At 44.2% G+C, this 25,977-nt stretch carries 19 protein-coding genes, 1 pseudogene and 1 CRISPR repeat array (1 of these 21 running past the window's edge); of the genes and pseudogenes, 8 read left to right on the top strand and 12 right to left on the bottom strand.

Going from position 1 to position 25,977, the window contains the following annotated elements:
* A CRISPR array of direct repeats spans positions 1–1,744; the repeat unit is 37 nt; unit sequence GTCGGAATAATGGATGAAGCCGAAAGGCAATTGAGAC; it reaches 487 nt to the left of the window's first position.
* Positions 1,745–3,125: 1,381 nt separating this feature from the next.
* The 3 genes from QOL44_RS01895 to QOL44_RS01885 all read left to right on the top strand — a co-directional run bounded on the left by QOL44_RS01895 (position 3,126) and on the right by QOL44_RS01885 (position 5,868).
* The gene (locus QOL44_RS01895) at positions 3,126–4,775 is read left to right on the top strand and encodes an IS1634 family transposase (protein WP_009060306.1); all 1,650 of its coding nucleotides are present in this window, start codon (positions 3,126–3,128) and stop codon (positions 4,773–4,775) included.
* A gap of 463 nt (positions 4,776–5,238) precedes the next feature.
* Positions 5,239–5,442: an O-methyltransferase gene (locus tag QOL44_RS01890; RefSeq protein ID WP_283401193.1), complete on the top strand. Its 204-nt coding sequence runs from the start codon at positions 5,239–5,241 to the stop codon at positions 5,440–5,442.
* Between the two features lie 3 nt (positions 5,443–5,445).
* Positions 5,446–5,868 (top strand): class I SAM-dependent methyltransferase, encoded by a 423-nt coding sequence (locus QOL44_RS01885; RefSeq protein ID WP_390886893.1) that lies wholly within the window; start codon positions 5,446–5,448, stop codon positions 5,866–5,868.
* Between the two features lie 49 nt (positions 5,869–5,917).
* On the opposite strand, the pseudogene QOL44_RS01880 reads toward QOL44_RS01885, so the two are convergent.
* Positions 5,918–6,076 (bottom strand): annotated as a pseudogene (locus QOL44_RS01880) (ISL3 family transposase); the annotation flags it as partial.
* 470 nt (positions 6,077–6,546) lie between these two features.
* On the opposite strand from QOL44_RS01880, the gene QOL44_RS01875 reads away from it, so the two are divergent.
* Positions 6,547–7,257: a class I SAM-dependent methyltransferase gene (locus QOL44_RS01875; protein ID WP_009060315.1), complete on the top strand. Its 711-nt coding sequence runs from the start codon at positions 6,547–6,549 to the stop codon at positions 7,255–7,257.
* An 18-nt stretch (positions 7,258–7,275) separates the two neighbouring features.
* Here QOL44_RS01875 and dapB read toward each other — a convergent pair whose 3' ends face one another.
* The 3 genes from dapB to dapF are packed head-to-tail and all read right to left on the bottom strand — an operon-like array spanning position 7,276 to position 9,767.
* On the bottom strand, positions 7,276–8,019 hold the full coding sequence (gene dapB / locus QOL44_RS01870) for a 4-hydroxy-tetrahydrodipicolinate reductase (protein WP_009060316.1): 744 nt from the start codon (positions 8,017–8,019) through the stop codon (positions 7,276–7,278).
* A gap of 7 nt (positions 8,020–8,026) precedes the next feature.
* Positions 8,027–8,932, bottom strand: coding sequence for a 4-hydroxy-tetrahydrodipicolinate synthase (gene dapA, locus QOL44_RS01865; protein WP_009060318.1), 906 nt, complete (start codon positions 8,930–8,932; stop codon positions 8,027–8,029).
* 13 nt (positions 8,933–8,945) lie between these two features.
* Positions 8,946–9,767, bottom strand: coding sequence for a diaminopimelate epimerase (dapF, locus tag QOL44_RS01860; protein ID WP_009060319.1), 822 nt, complete (start codon positions 9,765–9,767; stop codon positions 8,946–8,948).
* Positions 9,768–9,825: 58 nt separating this feature from the next.
* Here dapF and hisH point away from each other — a divergent pair, with 58 nt between their 5' ends.
* The 3 genes from hisH (at position 9,826) to QOL44_RS01845 (ending at position 13,874) form a co-directional block, all read left to right on the top strand.
* The gene (gene hisH / locus QOL44_RS01855; RefSeq protein WP_009060321.1) at positions 9,826–10,497 is read left to right on the top strand and encodes an imidazole glycerol phosphate synthase subunit HisH; all 672 of its coding nucleotides are present in this window, start codon (positions 9,826–9,828) and stop codon (positions 10,495–10,497) included.
* A gap of 7 nt (positions 10,498–10,504) precedes the next feature.
* Positions 10,505–11,224 carry a 1-(5-phosphoribosyl)-5-[(5-phosphoribosylamino)methylideneamino]imidazole-4-carboxamide isomerase gene (gene hisA, locus QOL44_RS01850; protein WP_009060323.1) on the top strand — a complete coding sequence of 240 codons (720 nt, stop codon included), beginning with the start codon at positions 10,505–10,507 and terminating at the stop codon, positions 11,222–11,224.
* Positions 11,225–11,480: 256 nt separating this feature from the next.
* Positions 11,481–13,874: a TonB-dependent receptor gene (locus tag QOL44_RS01845; protein WP_244229036.1), complete on the top strand. Its 2,394-nt coding sequence runs from the start codon at positions 11,481–11,483 to the stop codon at positions 13,872–13,874.
* Between the two features lie 18 nt (positions 13,875–13,892).
* Here the strand turns inward: QOL44_RS01845 and QOL44_RS01840 are convergent, their stop codons facing one another.
* The 8 genes from QOL44_RS01840 to tgt all read right to left on the bottom strand — a co-directional run bounded on the left by QOL44_RS01840 (position 13,893) and on the right by tgt (position 24,709).
* On the bottom strand, positions 13,893–14,804 hold the full coding sequence (locus QOL44_RS01840) for a metallophosphoesterase (RefSeq protein ID WP_283401192.1): 912 nt from the start codon (positions 14,802–14,804) through the stop codon (positions 13,893–13,895).
* A gap of 236 nt (positions 14,805–15,040) precedes the next feature.
* The gene (locus tag QOL44_RS01835; protein ID WP_009060327.1) at positions 15,041–15,511 is read right to left on the bottom strand and encodes a DoxX family protein; all 471 of its coding nucleotides are present in this window, start codon (positions 15,509–15,511) and stop codon (positions 15,041–15,043) included.
* A 9-nt stretch (positions 15,512–15,520) separates the two neighbouring features.
* Entirely contained in the window at positions 15,521–18,754 is a 3,234-nt protein-coding gene (carB, locus tag QOL44_RS01830) for a carbamoyl-phosphate synthase large subunit (RefSeq protein ID WP_009060328.1), read from the bottom strand.
* A 96-nt stretch (positions 18,755–18,850) separates the two neighbouring features.
* Entirely contained in the window at positions 18,851–19,960 is a 1,110-nt protein-coding gene (gene mqnC / locus QOL44_RS01825) for a cyclic dehypoxanthinyl futalosine synthase (RefSeq protein ID WP_009060333.1), read from the bottom strand.
* Positions 19,957–20,697, bottom strand: a complete 741-nt coding sequence (locus QOL44_RS01820) for a menaquinone biosynthesis protein (protein ID WP_009060335.1) — start codon at positions 20,695–20,697, stop codon at positions 19,957–19,959. The genes mqnC and QOL44_RS01820 overlap by 4 nt, the downstream gene beginning before the upstream one ends.
* Before the next feature lie 15 nt (positions 20,698–20,712).
* Complete coding sequence (locus tag QOL44_RS01815; RefSeq protein ID WP_009060337.1) at positions 20,713–23,007, bottom strand: protein translocase subunit SecDF; 2,295 nt, start codon at positions 23,005–23,007, stop codon at positions 20,713–20,715.
* Between the two features lie 114 nt (positions 23,008–23,121).
* Positions 23,122–23,544, bottom strand: coding sequence for a preprotein translocase subunit YajC (gene yajC / locus QOL44_RS01810; protein WP_009060339.1), 423 nt, complete (start codon positions 23,542–23,544; stop codon positions 23,122–23,124).
* Positions 23,545–23,566: 22 nt separating this feature from the next.
* Positions 23,567–24,709 (bottom strand): tRNA guanosine(34) transglycosylase Tgt, encoded by a 1,143-nt coding sequence (gene tgt / locus QOL44_RS01805; protein ID WP_009060341.1) that lies wholly within the window; start codon positions 24,707–24,709, stop codon positions 23,567–23,569.
* A gap of 224 nt (positions 24,710–24,933) precedes the next feature.
* Here tgt and QOL44_RS01800 point away from each other — a divergent pair, with 224 nt between their 5' ends.
* Positions 24,934–25,962, top strand: a complete 1,029-nt coding sequence (locus tag QOL44_RS01800; protein WP_009060345.1) for a galactose-1-phosphate uridylyltransferase — start codon at positions 24,934–24,936, stop codon at positions 25,960–25,962.
* The last annotated feature ends 15 nt before the right edge of the window (positions 25,963–25,977 follow it).

The following is a 25,977-nucleotide window of genomic DNA, read 5'->3' as shown; positions in this document are numbered from 1 at the left end:
CCAAGCCCTGAGGGTGAAGACTTTTTCCTGATAAAGTCGTCGGAATAATGGATGAAGCCGAAAGGCAATTGAGACCTGCTATTTCACCTTCACCTTCTAACTTGAACCGCTTCTCGTCGGAATAATGGATGAAGCCGAAAGGCAATTGAGACCCTCATCTAAAGCTCCCCATTCACGATACATAGCGTTAAGTCGGAATAATGGATGAAGCCGAAAGGCAATTGAGACTCAAGTCCCAGTCTCTTTTCGTCATATATCCTCCCTTGTCGGAATAATGGATGAAGCCGAAAGGCAATTGAGACATTCCTTTTCAAGTTTGCCTTTATTCTTCTCACTCACTCGTCGGAATAATGGATGAAGCCGAAAGGCAATTGAGACATGTTGTTATGATAATATTTCATGGGGATTTTGTGTTCCCGTCGGAATAATGGATGAAGCCGAAAGGCAATTGAGACTTTCTCATCTTCTGGCCACTTCCATAAGTTTTTCCGTCGGAATAATGGATGAAGCCGAAAGGCAATTGAGACACCTTCTCTTCCTTTAATAGTCGAATATAAGCCATTAGTCGGAATAATGGATGAAGCCGAAAGGCAATTGAGACTTAAATGTTTGGTACAGCAGGAGAAACTTCCTGCTGTAGTCGGAATAATGGATGAAGCCGAAAGGCAATTGAGACAACTCATTCCAGTTTTGGAACTCTGGCTTACCCTCTGGTAGTCGGAATAATGGATGAAGCCGAAAGGCAATTGAGACTTTCCTTTGTTACAGGGTCAAAATTCGACCACTGGCGAAGAAGTCGGAATAATGGATGAAGCCGAAAGGCAATTGAGACAAATAAATGCCAATACATATCCTCCCCTAAGGGAAGATATGGTCGGAATAATGGATGAAGCCGAAAGGCAATTGAGACTCGATTAATTCTTTCAACAAAGACTCCCAATTGTGGTCTGTCGGAATAATGGATGAAGCCGAAAGGCAATTGAGACAAAACCAAATATTTCGACCTGCTATATTCCGGATACTCGTCGGAATAATGGATGAAGCCGAAAGGCAATTGAGACAGATAAACTTCTTGGCTCTAGGGGATTGAACCCTAAAGGTCGGAATAATGGATGAAGCCGAAAGGCAATTGAGACATACCAGCGAGCATTTCTGGCCCGATAAGCATGACTTCTGTCGGAATAATGGATGAAGCCGAAAGGCAATTGAGACAGACCATACACTATCACTTCCTCGTCAGAGTAGTTGACTGTCGGAATAATGGATGAAGCCGAAAGGCAATTGAGACTTCAGGAGTGAGGTAGTATCTCTTCATATCCTCATCCCAAGTCGGAATAATGGATGAAGCCGAAAGGCAATTGAGACAATGTCTCGAATCATCTTAATTTCCCAGTCTGTTAACATGTCGGAATAATGGATGAAGCCGAAAGGCAATTGAGACACCAAGAAGCTTCAGGCAAGGGGAATACATATAAAATGTGTCGGAATAATGGATGAAGCCGAAAGGCAATTGAGACAAAACTCAACCCCAATAGACTTCTTCAATGCTTCCTGGTCGGAATAATGGATGAAGCCGAAAGGCAATTGAGACTACAATAAAGATAAAGGAGGTAAAAATGAGGGAAGATTGTCGGAATAATGGATGAAGCCGAAAGGCAATTGAGACCCAGGAACTGGGGGCTCGTCACAATATTTTGGTAACTCATAGTCGGAATAATGGATGAAGCCGAAAGATGATTGAGACTTTCTCTGCGAACTGGCATTCCGCTTCCTGGCAAATTTGGGGATTATAGGCATGGACGACTCCTTTCCGGCCTCTTCTTGCTGGTTATCCTGCCTTAATCTCGATGCTGCGGATCTTGATTAGGAAGATTTCTGGCCCTACCCAGACATCCTCGACCAGCATATTGCTCGCATGTCTCCGGTTTCGCTTTGTAATCCAGCCGTGATAGACGGGATCTGGCCCCAATGTCGAACGCTCGAGTACAGCCAGAGGTAGCTTTCGAGCTTTTGAGATCCCCGGAAGCTCCCGCTCTCCCAATGGGTGTGAGAAGGGAGAAGACGAGGACCATCATCCGTCAACAAGACATGCAGCTACAACCAGGTTCTCTCCTTATGACGCATAGGTCGGCAGCAGGACAAGCGGGAATGAGGTGTGCTTGCTTGATCGATTGAATGGTGCTCTTCAATCGCGATCGCTGACGAACGATCTGTTTGCGGCTATTTCCCTGTCTGTGCAGGGCTTGCGTCGCTTCGTCTCGAATCCATAGTTCTGCAAGGAAGCTTCTCGTGTAAAGCTAAGAGATCACCCCAGAGTCAATCGTGTCTATCTTAATCTTGACATGGGTAATCAAGTGCACCTGCATGTGGTAGATGACGATCACGCGTTTTACATGAGAGCTGTTCACGACCGCCTCCACCGCAGTGTTACCGGTCACATCTACAACTAGGATATCCTCCAACGATAGAGTTATGACAAATGCTTACAAGCATGGACGTCTCATGTCGACGCGGCCAAGTCGAAGAAGTTTTCATCCTTCTAATCGATAGCCTTCGCAAAGGACCGGTGGATGTACAAACCAATAATCCGCATACTTGCCTCCCTTCATCTGCTTCTTCCCAATGGGAACCGTAGGGCAACATGCCATTTACTGATCCGCGCTCGCGGCACATCCGGGGAAGTCGCAAGTGGCGGCTATATAAAGAGTTTTGGCTCTCAGTCCAAGGCCCATCGATGTCATGCTTACCCTTGATGCTTCCAGGGCCTCATTTCCCAGATGATCACACCATAACACTATTCTTTGGAAAACACAGTTGGACAGACAAGGCACCATTCCTTACATACCGGTTAATGGCATAGTTGAACGCTTCAAAGGCAGATTCAACCAGCTTCTCCGAACTCACCACATCGAGCATTCCTTGGACTTAGAGCCCCTATCCACCGCTACATCTGGCTCTACAACAATCACCTAGCTCAAAAGCCCTCCAATCATCAAGCCTCGATTGAAGTTCTTAAAAAATGTCAATGCTCTCACCAGAACCTCTTACAAAAATCAGTTCGCAATCATCTGTGACCCGGGAGCTAGCCTGATTTCAGCACTTCTTGCTGACAGTACAATTTACCAATGATTTACAATAGTCATGTAGGAGGTAACATATGCATTAATGTGTTGACAAAAAGCAATGGGATATGGGAAAAAGAATGCGTAATGTGCCTGCGGGAAGTCAAATCCCAGCAAAGGAGTAAGGACTATAAGAGTTACTTTATCCAAGAATCGTATCGGAACAAGAAAGGACTTCGTGCCCAGACAATCTACAATGTCGCTGCATTATCCGAAGAGATCCAAGAGCTGATGCGTTTGGACTTGCATAGAAAGAGGATCTCCGAAATCGAAGATCTGAGACTTGAGGAACAGTCGAACTTCAGAGATCTTGCGGTATTGCGGGAGACTTGGGATTGGTGGGGCCTCGAGGACGTCTTAGCCTCAGTGAAGGATCCGAACAAGACGAAGCATTTGCAGGCTCTGATCTTTGGCAGAATTCTCTTTCTCTGTTCAAAGCTTTTCTTGAAGGAGGAGGCTTGGGGGACACTTCTGGAGCAGGCCTGCTCATTAGAGAAGAGCGAAGGATTCGAAGAAGAGGGTTTCTACCGGGAGTGGATGGGCTCTGCTGGGGTTTGGAGCCGGATTGAGCATGAGCTTTTTCGGAGAGCCTCTCACGGCAGGGTGCGTCTGGTGCTATACGATCTTTCAAGCACCTATTTTGATGGAGAGGATCCGAATAGGTTGGCTCGCTATGGCTATAGTCGAGATTACCAGGAAGAGCAGCCAACGGTAATTTTGTCGATGGCTACCGATGCTGAGGGAATCGCGGTCCATGTGGAGGTTCACCGAGACAACCGGTCCGATTCGACGACGATCCCCAAGCTTCTGGTCACCTTGTGGCGACGTTTAGGGATTGCCAAGGCGGTCTTTGTTTTTGACTGCGGTACCCGAAGCTTGTTGAGTCTCGAGGTGTTGATGGGAATGGAGCGGGGATCCGTGGCCCGAGCGACTTGGGCTCAATTCCAGGAGCTAATGGACAAGTTGTCTTTGGATCGGCAGCCGGAGCTGTGGGACCGGACAAAAAGGATGGATGTGGAGAAAGACGGCCTTTGGTACATCATTGCGGAAAGAGAGTGGCTGGCTAAACGGTATCTGGAGAGACAGGAGGCTCGAATCGGCAAGACGAAGCTTTTGCTGGAGGAATTCAAACGAAACGCCCGTAAGGGCGAGGATGCGTTTTGCTTGGATAGCCGGGTTGGCCGGATGTTGGAGCGTTGCAAGGCGCACAAGTACATCCGATACGGAATCGACCGAAAAGTTCGATTCTGGTGGAAGCTTCACGAGGAGGAGAGCGCAAAGGAAGAAGCCACCGATGACAGGTATTTGTTGGAAACGAATCTTCTTCCCACCGAGTACTCTGCCAAGAAGGTCCTGGCTCACTATAAGAACCTCTGTGAGGCAAATCAGGCCTTTTGCAGACGCTTCCCGGCGTACTGGATGACGGCTCGTTTGGTCGCCGAGTGGAGCAAGCGTGGCGTTTTCAAGCATGTTCCCAGGCTCTTGCGTCGCCTCCAGACTATCCGCCCCAGCCTTCTTTCTGTCAAAGGCAAACCAGCTGCTTGTCTTTTGATCAAGATTTCTCGGAAGCTGAATCGACTGCTGGAAAAAACTGCGTCTCTTCCCGCTTTTCTCCCAGCCGCGGGATTGGGCAACCCTGGAGACAGTAGCTGAAAGTCCCATCCTTTCGCATCTATGAGTTGTGCCGCATGTCATTGGAAGTCAGGCTAGCCCTCGTGGAAGCTGCACTTCTGTATGATTCAGCTACGGGAGGGGCGCAATGTAATAAAAAAAAACAGATAAGGATGCAATGAAAAGACAGATAAGGATCTTCCTGAAACGAGCTCTATTGTATGCTTACAGAGCGATGCGACGCCTGTGCGGCCTTCACGTCGTACCTGTTCATTACTATTGTCCTCTCCCAGATCCCATTGAGCTTGAGAAGACGCAGAAGAGTTGGATGCGGCCATCCAAGATGCGTGGGGTTGAAGTGGACCTGGAGAGCCAAGTAAAAAATTTTCGACAGATATGCCTGCCTTTTGTTGGAGAGTACGCCGGGAATGCTGTGTACAAATACGCCAGTAGTATGGGATTCGGCCCAGGCTACGGATATATTGAGGCGCAGGCTCTACATGCTATGGTTAGGTACTTGAAGCCGCGACGGATTATCGAGGTGGGGTCTGGAGTTTCTACGTTCTGCATGCGGGAGGCGGCACGCAGGAATGAAGAGAACGGGGGAGAAAGGGTGGAAATTACCGCGATTGAACCGAATCCGTCGCCTGCCCTCCGTGCGATGGCCGGTATTCGGCTGCTTGCTCAGCGGGTACAGGATACAGGATAGGAACTGTTTGAGGCTCTGCGGAAAGATGATCTTCTATTCATCGATTCGTCGCATGTGGTGAAAGCCGGCGGCGATGTGAACTTCCTTATTCTGGAGGTGTTACCAAGGCTTCGAGAGGGAGTGGTTGTTCATTTTCATGATATTTACTTTCCATATGATTACCCTCGAGATCTACTAAAAACGTTCTTTCCCAGTACGGAGTCTTCTCTGTTGCATGCCTTTCTTGCGTTTAATCATAGGTTTAGGATCATTTTCTGTATGAGTCTGCTCCACTATAAATGTCCGAAGGTACTTACCGAGGTGTTTCCAGAATACATCCCACAAGGTGGTCAGGATGGCCTGGTTGAGGAGCGAGTGGCTGCATTTACTACCCCTCCCGGCCACTTCCCTTCATCAATCTACCTTCGTGTAGGAGTTTCGGAATGAAACATCATTTGTTAAATGCAGTAGGATTATTTATTGCCTCATCGCTGTTTTAAGTGGGTAGAGCCGGAATACCGAGAATCAGTTTGTCTGCTTTAAAGAATGCAGCAATTCTGAGATAGCGGAAGCTTTGAAGGCCTCTGGCCATTCTTTTGGCAAGCTGTATGATCCTATGAATCACTTCGATGAGTCGGTTCGTCATTCTACTCTGGAAGGGATACCGGAAGTCGGAATTGAGATGCAGTCAAAAGACAATTGAGACTAAATTTAACTATAACATGAGAGATTGATGATACTAACAAGCATATCCGATCCTACAAACGTTCTGAATGCAGCATTTGCTCGGGAATTCATGCTTTACACATTGGTTTTGTCTCAGAATGCCCCAAGCTCAATAAGCCCGTTTCGGTGTCTGATTGAATGGGATAATGGGAAGGAGTCAGGGAATTCTCTGCTGTCATTCTAAAATCACATCTTATCTATACTTCCATTTCCTGGGATTGGCCACTTCCATGAGTCTTAGTTTAGCTCCCCTGCCCATAGGCTCCTACTACTCGTTTGACACCTGAGCCTTAGCCAGAAAAAAACTTTTCAACTTTGCTCGTTGATTTTAAGATTAAATCAACGCTGGGGACATAGTTTAGAAACACTTAATCTTAGTGAAATATCTTTAAACTTTCTATGAACTCTCTTTTTTTACGAGCATTTTGTGTGCTCCTTTGCTTTTTATTTTATGGTTTCTTCCAAGCTGGCTACGCCACCACTTCGATTAGGGAGCAAGACGAGTATCGGTTCAAAGAGCCTGCCTTATGGGCTGAACAATTTGATGCGCCTTCTAGGGACAAATGGCAAAAGCCACAAGCCGTTATCCAGGCCCTCCAATTAAAACCGGGGCAAACGGTTGCGGATATTGGCGCTGGGACTGGATATTTTGCTATAAAATTCGCCCGTGTTGTGGGCCCTCAAGGCAGAGTCATAGCTTTGGATAGAGAATCCTCCATGGTGAGATATTTAAAAAAGCGGGCAAAAAAGGAGAGCTTAAACAATCTGATAGTCCGAAAATCGCCCAAAAACAATCCTGGGCTTGAAAAGCAGAGTGTGGATCTGATTTTTTTCTGTAATAGCTATCATCATATTCACAATCCAAACTATCTCAAAGCCTTAGCGAAGGCACTCAAAAAAAATGGAAAGGTAGCTGTCATCGACATCAAGCCGAATGCCCCGCGTCTTTTCCCAGCCACCGCACGATTCAAAAGGCATATAAAACTCTCAGCTCAAGCAGTCGTGGCAGACTTCAAGCAAGCAGGCTTTAGTCTTGACAAAGAGTTTGGTTTTTTACCCTATCAATATTTTCTAGAATTCAAGCCCACATCGATCGCTTCTAGCAAGTAATCTAAGAGTAAGAGTTGCCTACAGTAATTGCCCCAATCCGAGCACATCCCTCATAGAATAAATGGCAGGCGGTTTTCCGACTATCCACTTCGCCGCTTTGAGTGAGCCATGAGCAAAAGGGAACCGGTTTTCTGCCCTATGGGTTAATTCTATGACTTCTCCAGGCCCACAATACAAAACCGTATGGACTCCCACCACTGTCCCAGCCCTGATAGAATGGACTTGAGGCAGCTTTTCTTGCGATGAAAAGTCTTTAGAAGCCTCCTCGATTATTTTTTCTGCGGCCATGAGGACTTCCAAAAGCCTTTTTGCCGTTCCACTGGGAGCATCAAGCTTGGTATTGTGATGAATATCAATAATGGCTTTATCATAGCTTTTACCCAGCACCACCGTAGCAGTGTGCACCATCAATTCCAGAAGATTCACTCCCAAAGAAAAATTAGGAGACATCACAATAGGGATTTTTTGTGAAGCTTCTTTTATTCTTTCAAGCTCCTCAGGAGTATGCCCTGTTGTGCCAATAACCAAGGGAAGAGAATGACTAAGAGCAGCTTCCACCAGTTCCTGGCTAAAATGATGTACCGAAAAATCAATGATACAATCAGCCGCTATCTTGAAAGCTTCTTCTAGCCTGTCTTCCTTATCGATCAACCCTACTATTTTGACTTCTGGATCTAATGCGGCAGCCTGAACAACAGTCTGTCCCATTTTCCCCTGTGCCCCTGTCAAAAGAATCCTTGTTATCCTTCCTTGCCTGTTCATCCTCACCTCAAGCCCATAAATGTTCTACTTTGGCTAGTTTTTCTTTCGTGCGCGATAAGGTTGTTTTTAATTTTTCAAGATTCTGAGGTTGGAGGGGAGCCAGTGGCAGCCTAAGTTCCAAATCCGTTAAGCCTTCCATTGCCAGTGCTGTTTTTACAGGCACCGGATTGGTTTCAATCATGAGATCCCTAAATAACGGATAGAGGGTCTGATGGAGCTGGCGTGCTTCAAATGGCTTTCCTTCTAGATACAATCGGACGAGTGCTGACACCGGCCTAGGGAAAAGATTGGAAGCCACACTGACGACTCCAACTGCCCCAACACTTAAGAAAGGTAAAGTCAGCGCATCATCCCCACTGAGAATAGAAAACTCCCCAGGAAGTGCTTCTACCAACTGACTTACCCTATCCACACTCCCTCCGGCTTCTTTTATGCCCACAATATTCTTATTTTTTTCTACCAACCGCTTGACGGTATCTACAGCAATATCCACTCCACATCTGGAAGGAATATTATAAAGGAGAATCGGCAAGGAAGTTGAAGCCGCAATTGCCGAAAAATGGCGGAAGAGCCCTTCCTGAGAAGGACGGTTATAATAGGGAGAAACTAAGAGCACGCCATCCACTCCTATCTTTTCAGCTTCTTTTGTCAGGTGAATGGCTTCCGCGGTACTGTTTGAGCCAGTACCAGCGAAAATCTTTATTCGTTTCTCCACAATTTCCGCAGTCAATCGGACGAGCTCAATATGCTCTTCATAGGAAAGCGTTGGCGATTCTCCCGTTGTCCCAACAGGGACTATCCCATCGATACGATTCTCGATTTGATGTTCTAGCAGTCGCTCTAAAGCTTTTCTATCAATCTGCCCATTATGAAATGGGCTAATAATAGCCGTATAGGTTCCTTGGATTTTCATAATATTCTTTTTTTTAAGGCAATTCTATTTGCCCAACAAAGACTTTTTTGGCCGGGCCTTCAAGAAAAACCTCCTCAAAGCCCTTTTCGGTTCTTCTAAAATGCACCTGCAACCTCTCCCCACTCCGAACGTAAACGTCGATTGGCGGTTCCATGCCTAGGATCACACTAGAAATAAGAGCTGAAGCCGTAACTCCTGATCCGCAAGCCAGTGTTTCTCCTTCCACCCCCCGTTCATACGTCCTTACTTTTATTGCTTGCTCTCCTGCCTTCCAGACAAAATTCACATTCGTTCCTTCCGGCTGAAATGCCTTATGCCATCTAATTTCATAGCCCAAATCCTGAAGCGCAGCTTCTGTCCATTTTTCATAATCTCCAAAAAGGACCACATGGGGGACCCCAGTATCAATGGCATGGCCGTTAAGCGTGCGGTCGCTAAGGCTGATTGGGACATCCAGCCTGAGGTTTTTTGCAGAAGGCATTGTAATCTTCACCCTTTCTCCCTCCACCCAAGCCTCGACTGTTCCACAATCCGTCAAAAAAGAAAGCCTTCCGCAACCTACGTTTTTATGTTCCGTTTCCCATGCAAACCTAGCAAAACATCTTGCCCCATTCCCACAGAAGCTTGCCCGGCTGCCATCTGCATTAAAATAAACCATTCGGAGCCCTTCCTTCTCTGCCCATTCAACGAGCAAAATGCCATCAGCTCCAATCCCTCTATGACGATCACAGAGATAAGCTATAGAAGAAGCATCCAAACTGAGAAGTCCTTGGCGGTTATCAAGTAGAATAAAATCATTGCCCGCCCCATTCATTTTGGTAAAAAAAAGGGTCATAAAAAAATTTGTTTTTCAGTTATTATTATACAGAATTGATAGAAAAAAACGTAAAGAATTGCAAAATAGATTCGAACAGAAAAGTCAACCAGTGCTTCCCGTTGGAATTATTGATTATGGCATGGGCAACCTTCAGAGTGTCGAAAAAGCATTTGAATCCTTATCTTGTAAAGTAGAAAGGCTCTTTTCTCCTCCAAACCACTATAATTTTCTTGCTATTGTCCTCCCTGGAGTAGGGGCTTTTGGAGACGGAATTAAAGGCCTAGAGGCTAAAGGGTTCCTCCCCTTCCTGGAGAATTGGATATCCAAGGATTTACCCTTTTTGGGTATTTGTCTTGGGTATCAACTGCTCTTTGAAGAAAGTTTAGAATCTAAGGGGGCCAAAGGAATCGGTATTTTTAAAGGAAAAGTTGTCCGGTTCCCTGAAAGCAAAGAAAAAGTACCTCATATCGGTTGGAATTCGGTAGAAGTGTTGAAAAAATCAGCTTATTTGGACGGGATATCCTCTGGTGATTACTTTTATTTTGTGCATAGCTATTATCCCGAAGTCATTCAAAAAGAGATTATTCTTTTGCAAACAACCTATTGTGTCCCTTTTGCCAGTGCCATCGCTAGAGGAAATCTTCTAGCCACTCAATTCCATCCTGAAAAAAGCCATAAGAAAGGAATCCAACTTCTAAAAAATTTTTTGATCCACTCAACCATCCACAGACCTTTACTTTCGATCTAATAGTCCAATGAAAATCTATGCTGCCATTGACCTTTATAAAGGCCAAGTCGTCCGGTTAAGACAAGGGAAATTGGAGGCGCTGACTGTCTATTCATCGGATCCTCTCCAAACTGCCCAGTTATGGGAAGACCAAGGCGCCGATGGGTTACATATAGTTGATTTAGAAGGCGCCTTTGAAGGCAAACCAAAACAACTTTCGGTCTTAGAAAAAATAGCGCAACAGACTCATTTACCCATCCAATACGGGGGCGGGTTAAGAACAGAAGAGGACGTCTTTAAAGCCATAGAGAATGGGGCTCAACGAGTGGTCATCGGGAGTCGGCTTCTTACTGATCCAAGCTTTCTAGAAAAAATTTCTGGAGCCGTAGGCAGCGAAAGAATTGTAGCCGCTATTGATGCCAAGGATGGTCAAATCTTAATGGAAGGTTGGACGAAAGAAAGCACCTACCGAATGGAAACTTTTGTAAAAATACTCGAAAAATCTGGTGCTGGTTTCTTATTGTACACGAACGTCCTGACGGATGGTACCCTAGAAGGACCCGATATTCAGGGCACTAAAAAACTAGTAGAAAATAGTGCTTTGCCTGTTTTTGCTTCTGGTGGAATAGGTTGCCTTAGAGATGTGGAGGAACTTCAAAAGATAAAAGGCCTCTATGGAGCCATTCTTGGAAAGAGTTTGTACGAAAAAAAAATTTCCATCCAAACAATCAAAAACATCTCTGGATAGGGATCTTCCTTTTTAGCTACTGTTTTTCTATACAAGAAAATATAAGAAAACGATTTGTATTTTGAATTTCGGCTCTTAAAAAGATATGCTTGTCTTTTCTTCCACATAATGTTGCGTCCTTGCCGACTTTTTGTGAAAAAAAAAGAGTGGGGGCAAAAAAGTTATCAAAAAAAAAAGAGCCTTATTAAAAATATCTACCTGCTCTTATTTTTATCTTTCTTTTTACTTTTTTGCCACTTTCAGTTTGCTTAACTGCTTGCTGCAGGCTCAATCTAGTGACAATAATGACACGCTAAGTCCCTTGGCTTCTACCATTCCCGAAGAAATAGCCCCTGAATATCCCCTGCAGCCATCTACTGGTCGATCGAAAAAACCCAAGGAAAACCAATCTATCGAAGCCACTAGCGATCAAACAGAGATCGAAGAAACAACACGAACGGCTCAGATCGTTTCTAGAAGGAGTTTACAAACCGTTAATTTCCAGAATGTCAATGAGCTTTCCGCCTATCAAGTTGGCATCAATCAAACCCAGATGACCGGCAGTCCGCAAGCGGAACCCATATTAAGGGGACTGCCAGCTACAAGGTATAGAAATGGCATGCTTGTTGGATTCAGTAGAGATGCTCAATATGGGCCTCTAATGAATCCGAATATGGATGAAAATCTGGATATGGTAACAGGTCCATCCAATATCATCTTTGGACCTCAAGAATTGGCGGGAGGATACCTTAATGAGATAACCAAATCACCGCACTTTGATCGGTTCCAAGGAGAGGCTTCCTATACGGCAGGAATGTATGGAACGAATTTCTGGAATTTAGACTTTGGAGGCCCCATTAAGAATAACCTGGCGTACCGGCTTGACTATTTTGGTCAAGATGGCTCTTCCTATTACAACTACTACTATGGCTCCTATCTAAGAAGAGAGTCTGGATACATGGCCTTGAGTTATAAACCTTACGAAAAATTGACAATCGATTTTAATGGAGAAATCGATTCTAACAGCCTAAATCCTCCGGCTGGTCTCAATCGACCTACTCAGGCACTAATCAATAATAGGCTCTATCTGACTGGCCCTTTTGCAGGCTGGTTCGACCAAAACGGGGTATTTCACAAAGGGATAGGCACTTCTCCTCCTGGGCAAGGCTATGCGGTGAACTGGGGAGCTGCTGTCCCTATCGATCCAAGAACCAACATTCTGAATAATCCTATCGATAGCACCGAACAGTTTTATGCCGTTTCTCAGCTCATAGAAACTCTGGAAATTTTAGACAACTTCAAAATCCTCAACAACTCCCTCTTCGAGTACTATAGCACGTTCATCGATCAAATGATTCCTGTCGATTTTTGGACGGTCCTTCCTGCAGGGTATAATTTTGATGATAGAATAGAAAATCAATGGAATTTCCAAGCTCCAATAGGCAGTCTGTTAACCCAAAATAGCATCGATTGCGGCCTTGAATTTCGTTATTTTAGCGACAACGAATATTCTGGAGTATGGCATTCTCCTGTTAATACCTGGGATCTAACAAAACCTTTATTGGACAATTTTTTTACTCCAATAGTTTCCTACAATCAAGCCTTGCTCTTTGGCAATCCTTACCTTACTGACATTCCAGTTCCTGGCTATCCTGGTTTTTATTATAATTCCCATAATTTTGTAACAACCGCTTCGACTTTCTATAAACTTTCCCCATTTTATCAACATAAGATCGATCTGAGCGAAAAATGCAGCCTAATTTTTGGAGGACGAGCCGATTTTTATTCCGTACACGCCTCCAGTCCTCCAGGTACTCCTCTGCCATTATTTTTAGAAAATAACATGACCGCTGTTCTCCCCCAACTTTCCATGAGCCTCACTTACGATCCTTTTTCTTGGATGAACTCCCATTTTACCTATTTTTTCGGCCAAAATCCTTTTCCTAGTGCCTTTGGGAGCTTCGCTCCAGACTTCTCTTCTACCTATTACCATCTTACCAACCAATACTTCGAAATCGGCACAAAATTTAACCTCTATAAAGACAAAGTATCGATCGATCTTTCAGGATTTTATCAAGACGGATTCATTCCCGCCTATGTGCTTCCACAAGGATCGGTAGCTACCACGCAAGCCTATCTCAAAGGCGGCCAACTCCAAGCTATCTGGACACCCCTGCACAATCTTTCTATCAATGTTGGCTATGCATTCATTGATGCTCATGAAAATTGGATTGGCTCTCCTATTGGTCCGTTGACTACCCAGCCGTATCCTTCCAACATAGCCGATCAATTCGGTTTACGCGTGGATCCATACGTTTTTCTTGCTCCTCTCAATTATCCATTCATTGGATTTCCAAGAAACTACGCCAACACGGTCATTACTTATCAAACTGAAAAAGGCCTAGGATTTTCACTCTGGTCTATTGTGCAAAGTGGGCAGTTCTTAAATTATGACTATACCGTTAGAATCCCCACATGGTATACGCTCAATGCACGGATTTTCTATACCACCTCAAAATGGGAAGTAAGCCTTTATTTTTACAATTTTACAGACGAAAAATACTGGGCTCCGGGAGCACCTGGCTTTATCAGTGCTAGATCTTTCAATTATGATTTTATCACTCCACAACTTCCTTTCTGGGTGCAAGGAACCCTTCGGATATTCTTCTGATCCTACCAAAAGACTGGTTCATTTTTCTATAAACCGAATCTCCACCAGGACCACTTCCGATCGCTGTCCCACCCTTACCGGAGGCCCCCATGTCCCTGCCCCTCGGGTGACTATCACATGCGTCGAGCCTATTTGTTGGTATCCGTAGCTAAAAGCAAAAATTCTCTTCACAATAAGATTGATTGGCCAAAATTGTCCTTGATGCGTATGTCCACAAACAAGCAGATCGACTTGATTCTCCACGGCTTCTTCTATAGCCGTCGGCCTATGATCCATCACAAATATAGCTTTGGATCTATCTATTCCTTGAAGAATGACCTTCAGTGGTTTCCTTTTTTCTTTGCCTTCGAGGACTTCCACCGCCCTGTCATTCCTACCCACAATGTATAAAAACTGATCGACTTCTTTTATTTCATCTTTGAGAATAGTAATACCGCATTTTTCAAGAAAAGCAGCAAGACTATCGGAACCGTAAAAACACTCATGATTTCCAATACAGCCATAGACTCCATAAGGGGCAGAAAGGCTCATAAAAACCTTATCTATCCCTTCTTTTTCTAGAGCTGTTCTACTGCCATCAAGCAAATCTCCTGGAAGAAGAATAAGATCAGGCTCTAGGGACTGAATTTTGTTAATTATTCTTGAAAGCCTTCTTTTCCCAATTGTCCCTCCTGCATGGATGTCCGACGCCACCACTAATCTTAAGAAGGGATGTAGGCTTTGTTTCTTAATGACAAGCTCCAATTTTTTAAGCTCTATATTTAGAGTATTCACATAGCCCTTGATCAACATCAGACTGACAGCTCCCACAATCCCAAACCCAACCATCCATTCTCTCCCCACAAAAAAAGAGCGGACTGGTGCAGGGAGCCATGGCCGACTAATATCCACCAGGCATATTCCTATGAATAAATAGATGACTGCGGGCATCCAAAGACTGGATATGGACATGATCCAGTTCACCCCAGGTGGATAGTAGTGGGATTTCAAATAAGAGCCTAGAGAATAACCAAAGACAACAAAAGCGCCAATGGTCAAGTAAACAAGCTGAAGAACGAAATGGTGGGGCAACAGCAAGAAACCACGGAAAATGACGTATCCACTAGTGCCATAAAAAAGGACAAAAAAAAACTGCGTCTCATGCTTCGTTTTTTTAGAACTTTAAACTACTGCGCTCCACCCATCCTCCGCGAGATTTGTCGATCCAGGGAAAAAAAGCCACCCCCGCCAACTACTAAAGACAAAGCCCCCGCCCAAAGGCTCAATGCATATTCCATCCCTCCATCATGCACAAAAAAAGCATGCCTATGCACAACAAGAATGGCCACGCTCATAATTACGACCAAATTGAAAGCGGCAAGACGCGTCGCCAGCCCCAGGGCTAGAAGGATGGCTCCAAGAAATTCTCCTCCACCAGCCAATGATGCCCAAAGGATCCCTGGAACCAAATGAAATTTTTCAGCAAAACTCAATGCCGTAGCCTCTAGCCCTTTGCCACCAAACCATCCGAAGAGCTTTTGAGATCCATGAGCAAAAAAAATGAGGCTAAGGACCAGTCTCAAAGGCAAGAAGGCAAAAGAAGGAGTGGTTCTTAAAATATAATACATAATAAAAGCTACCTTACTATTTCCCTTCATAGGAAAAATTCATCTAGCGGTTGCCAAACCATGATGATACTCCTGGAGCGCTTTCACATGGATTTCTCTAGACTGGAGCGATCGGATGGCTTCAACGGTCGCACGCGCGGCGGCTATAGTTGTCATGACAGGAATTTTACTATAAAGAGAGGTCGTTCTTATCCGAATCTCGTCTTTTCTAGCCGTTGGACCAGAAGGGGTATTGATTACAAGGGCTATCTCCCCGTTTTTGATCATATCCAATACATTCGGTCTGCCTTCGGATAACTTATAGAGTTTCATGCAGGCGACACCGGCTTCGTTAAGCGCACGGGCTGTACCTTCTGTAGCTACAATTTCAAACCCAAGCTTGTTAAGGGCACGGGCAATCTCAATCCCATCTTTTTTATCTTGATCGCGGACACTTATAAAAACTTTTCCTCGCAGCGGCAAGGGCGCATTCAAAGCAATCTGGGTTTTAGCATAAGCAATCCCAAAATCATCATCTATTCCCATGACTTCCCCAGTGGATTTCATTTCTGGCCCTAGCAGGATATCCACCCCAGCAAACCGGTCAAATGGGAAAACCGCTTCTTTGATACAGAAATAAGAAGGGGTAAGCTCAGAGCCAACATATCCAAGGTCCTTAAGCTTTTTTCCCATAATCACTTGAGTCGCCAACTTAGCCAGAGGGATTCCGATTGCCTTGCTTATGAATGGAACGGTCCGAGAGGCCCTCGGATTAACCTCTAGCACGTAAAGATTGTTTTTTTGCACAGCAAACTGTACGTTCATCAGCCCCAAGACTTTTAATTCCCGAGCTAACAAATAAACAGTCTGTCGAATTTCTTCTTTAATGGGTTCTGAAAGACTGAAAGGTGGAATCACACAGGCACTGTCTCCGGAATGGACGCCAGCCAATTCCACATGCTCCAAAATAGCTCCAATAAAGACATCTTCGCCGTCACTCACACAATCGATGTCCACTTCTATGGCATCTTCTAAAAAATGATCAAGCAACACTGGCTTGTCTGGAGCCGCTTCTATTGCCTCTTCTACAAATCTCACCAGATCATTCTCTGTATAAACGATATGCATCGCCCTTCCACCTAATACATAAGAAGGACGCAAAAGCACTGGATAGCCTATTGTTTTTGCAGCTTCAATGGATTCTTGTACATTTGAAATAATCCGGCTTTGCGGTTGGCGCAGCCCAAGTTTTGCAATTAGCCTGGAAAAAAGCCTTCTATCTTCGGCCATCTCAATGGATTCCACCGAGGTCCCAAGAATCTTTACGCCAGCTTTTTTTAATGACAAGGAAAGGTTCAGTGGGGTTTGTCCCCCAAACTGTATGATCACCCCAGCGGCATTCGTTCGTTCGTAAACTTGGAGAACGTCTTCGGTAGTAAGCGGTTCAAAAAACAGTTCATCCGAGCTATCATAATCGGTAGAAACCGTTTCAGGATTGGAATTGATCATGATGGTCCTATAGCCAAGCTCTCGCAAAGCCATGAGCGCATGCACACAGCAGTAATCAAATTCGATGCCCTGCCCTATCCTATTCGGTCCAGCTCCTAAAATGATGATTTTTTCTTTCTCTTCGGCCTTTATCAGTTCACTCTGCCCCGGTTCGTAAGTGGAATAATAATAAGGGGTAGAAGCTTCAAATTCAGCCGCACAGCTGTCCACTAATCGATACGAAGGCAGACAATTTTGACTTTTTCTTAAAGCTCTGACCTCTTCTTCGGAAAGGTTCCAGAGATGCGCAAGTTGTCTATCAGAAAAACCATCCATCTTTGCTTCAAGCAATAAAGAGGGGTCAGGGCTAGTCCTTAATTTTTGTTCTTCTTTGACAAGTTCTTCCACTTGACTAAGAAACCATGGATCAATCCCACTCAGAGAAGCAACGGTTTTTATATCCATGCCGCAGCGAAAAGCATGACGAAGATAAAAAATCCGTTCCGCTCGAGGGGTGAGCAGAAAATACCGAATTTGTTCTTCGGAAAGCACCTGATCATGCCCATGGATGCCCCCAGTAATCCCAAATGCCCCAATCTCTAAGGATCTTAAAGCTTTCTGCAGCGACTCCTTGAAGGTTCTTCCAATAGCCATCACCTCTCCAACACTTTTCATGGAGGAGCTAAGCGTCGGATCAGCTTCTGGAAACTTTTCAAAAGTAAACCGTGGGATTTTGACGACTACATAGTCGATGGCGGGTTCAAAGCAGGCTAAGGTCTTTTTTGTAATATCGTTGGGCAATTCATCAAGCGTATAGCCAATAGCAAGTTTAGCCGCAATTTTGGCTATAGGAAATCCCGTTGCTTTAGAAGCCAACGCAGAAGAACGGGACACCCTAGGGTTCATCTCAATGACCACCATTCTTCCAGTTTTCGGATCAACGGCAAACTGGATGTTAGACCCTCCTGTCTCTACCCCAATTTGTCTAATGACTGCAAAAGACCAATCCCGCATCTTTTGGAACTCTTCATCGCTAAGAGTTTGAGCGGGTGCTACTGTGATACTGTCCCCGGTATGGACTCCCATTGGATCAAGATTTTCTATCGAACATATCAGCACACAGCTATCCTTTCTGTCCCTCATCACCTCCATTTCAAATTCTTTCCACCCAACCAGGCCTTCTTCAATCAGAATTTCGCCGATCGGGGAAACACTCAACCCCCGTGCAGCTATTGCTTCAAATTCTTCCCGGTTATAGGCGATCCCCCCGCCCTGGCCACCCAGAGTAAAAGCAGGCCTAATAATCAAAGGATACCGGTTAATTTGCGCAGCCACCGCTTTTGCTTCTTCCATGTTTCTAGCAATACCCGATTGGGGAACGTCCAGCCCGATCCGAAGCATTTCCTCCTTAAAAAGCTGCCTGTCTTCGGCCTTCTTTATGGCCTGAACATTCGCTCCAAGCATTTCTATGCCAAGCTCTTCTAAAATTCCCCTCCGGGCAAGCTCCACGCCTACATTCAAAGCGGTTTGACCTCCTAAAGTTGGCAAAATAGCATCGGGTTTTTCTAGCCTGATGATCTTCTCTAGAAAATCGGCAGTGATAGGCTCAATATAAGTTTTGTCAGAAAACTCCGGATCGGTCATGATGGTCGCTGGATTGCTGTTGATGAGGATGACCCTGAACCCTTCCTCTTTTAGCGCCTTGCAAGCTTGAACCCCAGAATAATCAAATTCGGCAGCCTGCCCAATAACGATCGGCCCACTGCCGATCACTAAAATCGACTCTATGTCCGTTCTTTTACCCATGATACTTTCTGATAAAAAATGAACCCAAAGGCCTTCTCTTGAATATTTTTATCATCCATTGCAAGGCAAATCGCAAGCAGAGACCTTTTACAAAGATTAATTCAACAGCTGATACCAATTGTTTCTTCTTTTAGGTTTAAATCCACTGCTCGTAATAGCTTCTTCGATTTCTTTTACCGTAGTTCTATAGGTGGTTCCCGCCGAAGAAACTACATTTTCTTCCATCATCACACTGCCAAAATCATTGGCCCCATAATACAGGGCAATTTGTCCGACCTCTACTCCTTGAGTTACCCAAGAAGATTGAATGTTTTCAATATTATCCAGAAAAATTCTAGCCAGTGCCTGCATGCGCAGATATTCTGACGGTCCTTTTTTTGTCGCTTTGAGTTTTGTATTTTCTGGCTGAAATGTCCAACAGATAAAAGCAGTAAAACCGCTTGTTTCATCTTGTAGCTTTCTAATTTTCTCAAGATGCTCCAACCGATCCTCTAGTTGTTCCACATGCCCAAACATCATCGTCGCGCTAGACTTTAACCCGAGATGGTGCGCCGTTCTCATGACTCCCAACCATTCTTCTGAAGAGCATTTTAAAGGAGCAATTTTTTTTCTGACAGAATCAACAAGGATTTCCCCCCCACCACCTGGTATGGAGCCAAGTCCGGCTTCCATGAACCGCTTGATAATCTCCTCTACAGGAAGGCGAAAGGTTTTGGAAAAGTGAAGAAACTCAGGAGGCGAAAACCCATGAATATTAATGTGGGGAAACTTTTTACGGATAGAAAAAAGCAAATCCAGATAATAATCGATGCCGAGCCCAGGATGATGGCCTCCCTGTAAAAGGATCTGCACCCCGCCAATAGCCTCCAATTCCTTTATTTTCTCTTCAATTTGCTCTATAGAAAGCACATAATGATCAGGATCTTTGAGTGTGCGATAGAAGGCACAAAATTTGCAATAGGTGTTGCAGACATTGGTATAATTGATGTTCCTATCGATAATATAGGTTACAATTTCAGCCCCATTCCCACCATATGCTTGGGATTTGATCTGCTTTCTCCTTAAATCCGCCAACATCCCAAGCTCAGCTAGAGGAAGGAAATAAAGCGATCTAGCTTCTTCAAGGTTTATTCTTTCAAAATTCTCTATTTTTCTTCTGACTTTGTCTATCAACTGTTCCGCTGCACCATATTCCATCGTATTCATACCCAATGAAAAGGGTTAACCTGATTTATTAATTTTAATTGTACCAATTTTTTAGAAAACTCTTCAATGCCCATTTTTTCTTTTCCTTTAACTTCATAATGAATGAAATGGGTCAAGTAGGTAATCTCCTGTGGGGATTGAGCGATTTTTTCTATGGAAGCTAAGCCTCTTTCTTTGGCTTGGGTTAAAAGTTCTTTTATCTTTTCTTTCTCCTCATAACCCGATCTGATCGTCCACAGGGCAAAGACAAACGGCAGACCCGTCAGTTTTTTCCAAAGACCACCCAGATCAATCACCGTTCTGTCTGGATGCTCTTTCCGATACTGTAAAGCCTTGTCTCCAATCAAAAGAAAACCATCGGCCTCCTCCTCTGCAGAAACAAACCGGAGGGGTTTACCAAAGAAACATTCAAAAATAACACGTAAAAGCAGCACCGAACTACGGCTTTCAAAGTCGGCCCGAACGGTTCGTAAGGCATCTAAAGGTTTATCGTTAACTAGGATGACACTGTAGACATCCCCATCGGCTACAATGCCTATGCCATCGACAAAATAGCTCCATCCCTCAATCAGCGATGCTCCAAGCGGACAGAGCGCCACATCAACTTTCCCCTCTTTGAGCAACAGGGAAAGTTGAGCAGGGGCTGCAAAAACAATGTGGTTATTAAGTCCATAGATTAAAGGCTTGGCATTGAGATAAGGAACAGAACCTATTGTTGGGTAGAACATTTTGCTCATAAGACGGATGGGTTGTTAAACGGCTTGGGACTGAATAGGAATCTTTTTCCCTCTCTTCTCCGTTAGTCGATGAAACCAGTACAACAGAGCTGGACTTATAAAATGAGAAGAAAACATTCCCCCAAGCACCCCAATCAAAATGGCTAAGGAAAAAACAGAAATCACTGGGCCTCCAAGGAGGAGCATCGATACGGTCGCTAACACAACCGTGCCTCCAGTCATAATCGTCCGGGCAAGGGTTTTGTTAATACCTTCATTAATAATTTCTTTGAATGTCAAACTGCTTTTATACTTCAATGTTTCTCGGATTCTATCAGAAATAACGATCTTTTCGTTAATCGAATAGCCAAGAATCGTTAAAAAAGCGCCAATTAAGTACATATCAAATTCCTTACCAAATATGGCCATAAGACCTATGGCTAGCAACACATCGTGGAGCTGCCCAATCCCAGCAGCCAAAGCAAAAGACCATTCATAACGGAAAGATACATAAAGGAGAATGGCTAATAGACCTAGGGAAAGGGCTAAAGCCGCTCGATTTTTAAGTTCCTCGCCAACCACTGGACCCACACTATCCATTCTGGATAGACTAAAGCCAGCGTGTGGAAATTTTTCTTTCAGTACCCCAACACTTTTTTCCCCTTCCCCATAACGAACTTGATAGATAAGCTGCTTGGACTCTTTCGCATACTGCAGTAAGCTTGGATGGATTTTTGCTTCTTCTAAAACCTGTCTGACGCTAGCGACTGGAATCATTTCCTTATAGGCAACCGTCAGCGCATCGCCTCCAGCAAAATCAACTCCAAGAAGCTCCCCGCTTCTCAAAAAGAAAGTAGACATTCCTACTATCAGTAGAATAGCAGCCGCTGGGACCGTCAGCCAACTGAATTTTATAAAATCAAAATTTGGTTTGTGCAGGAATTTCATCATGGAAAGTTTCTTCAGCATCCCCCAAGACAGAAGCCATTCAAACACATTACGACTCAAGACAAGAGCAGCAAAAAGATTGGCAACGATACCGAGAACGAGCGTTACAGCAAATCCCTGTAAAGGACCACTCCCAAGCTCCATGAGAATGACCGAGGGAATAATCAAACTAACGTTAGAATCAAAAATGGCACTAAAGGCCTTATTGAAGCCAATAAAAATGGCTTGCCTGACAGGAACTCCCACCTCCAGCTCATCTCTAATCCGTTCATAAATAAGCACATTCGCATCAACCGCCATGCCTATCGTCAAAATAATGCCCGCAATCCCCGGCAGAGTAAGAGTAAAATGAAACTGGGCCAGTAAGCCCAGAAGCAAGAGGAGATTGACTAACAAGGCAATGATGGAAACCAGCCCTGCCAGCCTGTAATAAAACACCATAAAAAGGACTACAGAGGCAAAGGCAGCTAGGGCAGCATTGATGCCGCTGACTATAGAATCTCTCCCAAGAGAGGGATCCACTCCCCTTTCTTCTAAAATCTTTACGGGGGTCTCAAGCGGATTCTCAAGAACACTGGCAAGATCTTCCGCTTCTTTGGGACTCATATTCCCACCAGAAATGACAGCGCTTTTAAAAATAGCCGTTTGGATGACTGGAGCACTTTTCACTTCCCCATCTAGGACAATGGCTAACCTTTTCCCGATATTATTTGAGGTGATCTCCCCAAATCTCTTTGCCCCCGCCTCGTTGAATTCGATCACCACGGTAGGTCGACCTACTTCATCAAATCCTCTAAAAGCCCGTTTGACATACTTCCCCCCCATCTCTTCCCTTTTCTTTACAAGGATCAATGCTTCCGTTTTATTCCCTTTTGATATCTCCTGAGAAAAAGGAAGGATCTCATAGCCAGGCGGGATTTTTTCTTGTCCAGATTGGACGGCAGCTAAAAGCTTATCCGAGTCAGGATGCACTAGCCTAAATTCCAGTTTAGCGACTTTGGAAAGCTGTTCTTTGGCCGCAGCCTTCTCTGATTCGGATAGGCCTGGAATTTGCACACTGATTCGCCGTTTGCCTACCGGTTGAATAATTGGTTCAGAAAGACCAAACTTGTCAACCCGCTTGCGAATGACCCCGATAGCCTGATCGAGCGCCCCGGAGGTGGGTTCTCCTTGTAGTTCTAACAAAAAAGCTGTTCCTCCTTTTAGATCTAGCCCAAGCCTTATCTTTTTTTCTAGCGGATAAAGGGAAAATATTGCGTTGAAGAGAATCGAGAGGGTAGAAGCCAATCCTACCCATCTTTTGATTCTGTCCTCGACAGCAGTAAAATACCAGATGAGGGTAATAAGGAAAAAAAGGGCTGTAGCAAAAGAAAAAAACAGCATGTTACCAATACCCCTTATCAAATTTCAAAATAAGCTTCCCACGATCGATTATATAAACAGTCCTAATGTTTGGAAGCTTTTGCAAATCTCTTTTTTTGATAAGCAAACCATCCCTCATCCAGCTTTACCTTTGGCATCCTTCGATTCTTTTGTTTCTTTTGTTTCTTTGGGTTCTTCTTTTACCGTTTTTGTTACGGTTGTCAGCGCACTTTTCAATACTTCAATTTTGACATTTTCAGCGACCCGAATGACAACGGTTTTTTCCTTGACATTCGTCACTACTCCTAAAATGCCTCCAGAAGTAATCACTCTGTCCCCGGTTTCAAGACTGGCTATGAGCTTTTCTTGCTCCTTTTTTTGTTTCTGCTGAGGCCGAATAAGCAGAAAGTAGAAGATCCCAAATATGAGAATCGTCGTTACAAAAAAGGTCATGGGGGGAGGGCCTTCTGGAACTTGTTGGTTGGCCCCTGGGCGACCATGGGGTTGAGGGGGAGGAGGTGGCGCCATACTAAAGTAGAGTTCAACATTACTTTTCATAGAATTTCTCTTCGTTTTAAATTTACTTTGTTATCTTTTTATTTTTCCATCTAGTCAACATATCAATCCATTGTCCATTGCCAATGGATAGTCTCATTTCCTTCATCAATCTGTTGTAAAATGAGAGATTATGCATAGACAAGAGCATTATACCAAGAATTTCTTGAGATTTTAACAGATGATGGATATAGGCTCTACTAAATTTTCGACAAGCATAACAGGAACATTTTTCCTCTATAGGCAATCCATCTTTTTTAAACCTAGCATTTTTTAAATGGAGGATTCCTTCCTCAACATAGGCTGATCCATGTCTGGCTAGCCGAGTAGGTAAGACACAATCAAAAAGATCTATACCCAAATCCACCATCTGGATGATTTGCCATGGATGGCCCATCCCCATGACATACTTTGGATAGGAACTATCCATAAAAGGGCTAAGGGCTTCGATAGTCTTCAGGCTTTCCTCTTGCGGTTCTCCAACGCTTAAGCCTCCAATCGCAAATCCATCAAAACCTATTTTCAAAAGTTCTTCAAAGCAATCCTGACGCAATTCTTTCTTCGTGCCTCCTTGAACAATGCCAAAGAGCATAGGGTTTGTAGAACGTTCCACCATTTTAGTCCCCCAATGCTTTTCCCAGCGTTCTTTGCCCATTTTAGCCCAACCTATCGTTCTTCGAGTTGCCTCAACTAAATCCTTTTCCTTAGAAGGCCAAGGCGGGCAATGATCAAGACTCATTACAATATCGGCTCCCAGTTCCATTTGAGCATCGATTACCGATTCAGGAGTCAGCAACAATGAAGAACCATCAATCGGGGATTTGAACCGTACCCCTTCGGGTAAAATTTTACAGAAAGAAGAGAGGCTAAAGACCTGAAAACCTCCACTATCAGTAAGAATCGCTCCTTCCCATCCCATGAATTTATGGAGGCCTCCTGCCTCCTTAATAATCTGGATTCCAGGACGAAGAATGAGATGATAGACATTGGCCAAAACCATCTGGACGCCATCTTTTTCTAGATCTTTTGGGAAGACCGCCCTGACAGTCGCTGCTGTTCCCACAGGCATAAAACAGGGAGTAGACACTTCCCCATGCGGGGTAAATAGCCTGCCTAACCTAGCCTTCGAACCCTCTACCTTTTTAATGACTTCAAATTTCATCACCATTATTTCTGTTATTTAAAAAAAGACGGTTGGATCTCTAAGCCAACTGTAGACTATAGAACTGCAATCCATTTTGTTCTTGCCCCTATGCCAACCATTGGTACAAAAAAAGAATTGCATTTATGCCAAAATAAAATCAAAAAAAACATACCTAGACAGTTTGCAGTTAACATAATGGGTATCTTTTTTTCGGAAATCACCGAAGCAAAGATGAAATAATTAACTTTATGCCAGAACTTCGTAAAGATCCTTTTGTGCCAAATCGATGGGTCGTTTTTTCGCCTGAAAGAAAACAAAGGCCTGTAGAATACACTGTAGTGGCTCAAAACAATCACAGAGAAATTTTCGATGCCTTTTCTTGGGGAAAAGAAAAACTCACTCCTCATGAAGTTTTTGCTTTTAGACCTAAGGATAGTCCCTCCGATTCCCCTGGTTGGCTTGTACGCGTTGTCCCCAACAAGTATCCCGCTTTACGGATTGAAGGAGATCTCCAAGCCGAGGGTATTGGAATGTTTGATCGCATGAATGGGATAGGTGCTCATGAAGTCATCATCGAAAATCCCGATCCAACAGTCGAGCTTGCCGATCAAACAGTCGAAGGCGTTTCATTAGTACTGAAAGCCTATAGGGAGCGGATTCTTGATTTACAACAAGACATTCGCTTTCGGTACATTCTCATCTTTAAAAACAAAGGCAGGATGGCCGGAGCTACAATCATTCATCCGCATTCTCAATTGATTGCCCTGCCCATAGTCCCTCGCGAAGTGAAGGAAAAAATTGAGCAAGCTAAAAGGCATTTTGAAATGAAAGAAAGAAGCCTTTTTGCCGACGTATTACATGAGGAACTGAGCACTGGGAAAAGGATTGTTTTAGAAAACTCTTTTTTTGCAGCTTTTTGCCCATGGGCGAGCCGTTTCCCATTTGAATCTTGGATAATGCCAAAATTCTCTTCCTTGGATTTTTCTTCTCTTGACGATAATCAGATCATGCTTTTAAGCGATATTCTTCAAAATCTTTTGAAACGATTGAAAAAAGGCTTAGAAAATCCTGACTATAATCTTGTGCTGCAGACAGCTCCGCTTCGTAGTTCTCGACGCGAGTATATGACTGCCGTAGAAGTCGATTACCGGTGGCACATTGAAATTCTACCAAGGATTTCTTTCCTGGCAGGATTTGAATTAGGTAGTGAATTTTTCATCAATCCAGTCTATCCGGAAGAAGCAGCCGATTTTCTTCGACAAATTCGTAAGATATAGTTTGTATAGTTTTGT

The sequence above is a fragment of the Candidatus Methylacidiphilum fumarolicum genome, assembly GCF_949774925.1.
Taxonomy (GTDB): domain Bacteria; phylum Verrucomicrobiota; class Verrucomicrobiia; order Methylacidiphilales; family Methylacidiphilaceae; genus Methylacidiphilum; species Methylacidiphilum fumarolicum.
Note: the sequence above shows the minus strand (reverse complement) of the source record. Positions and strands in the feature narration are given on the sequence as shown.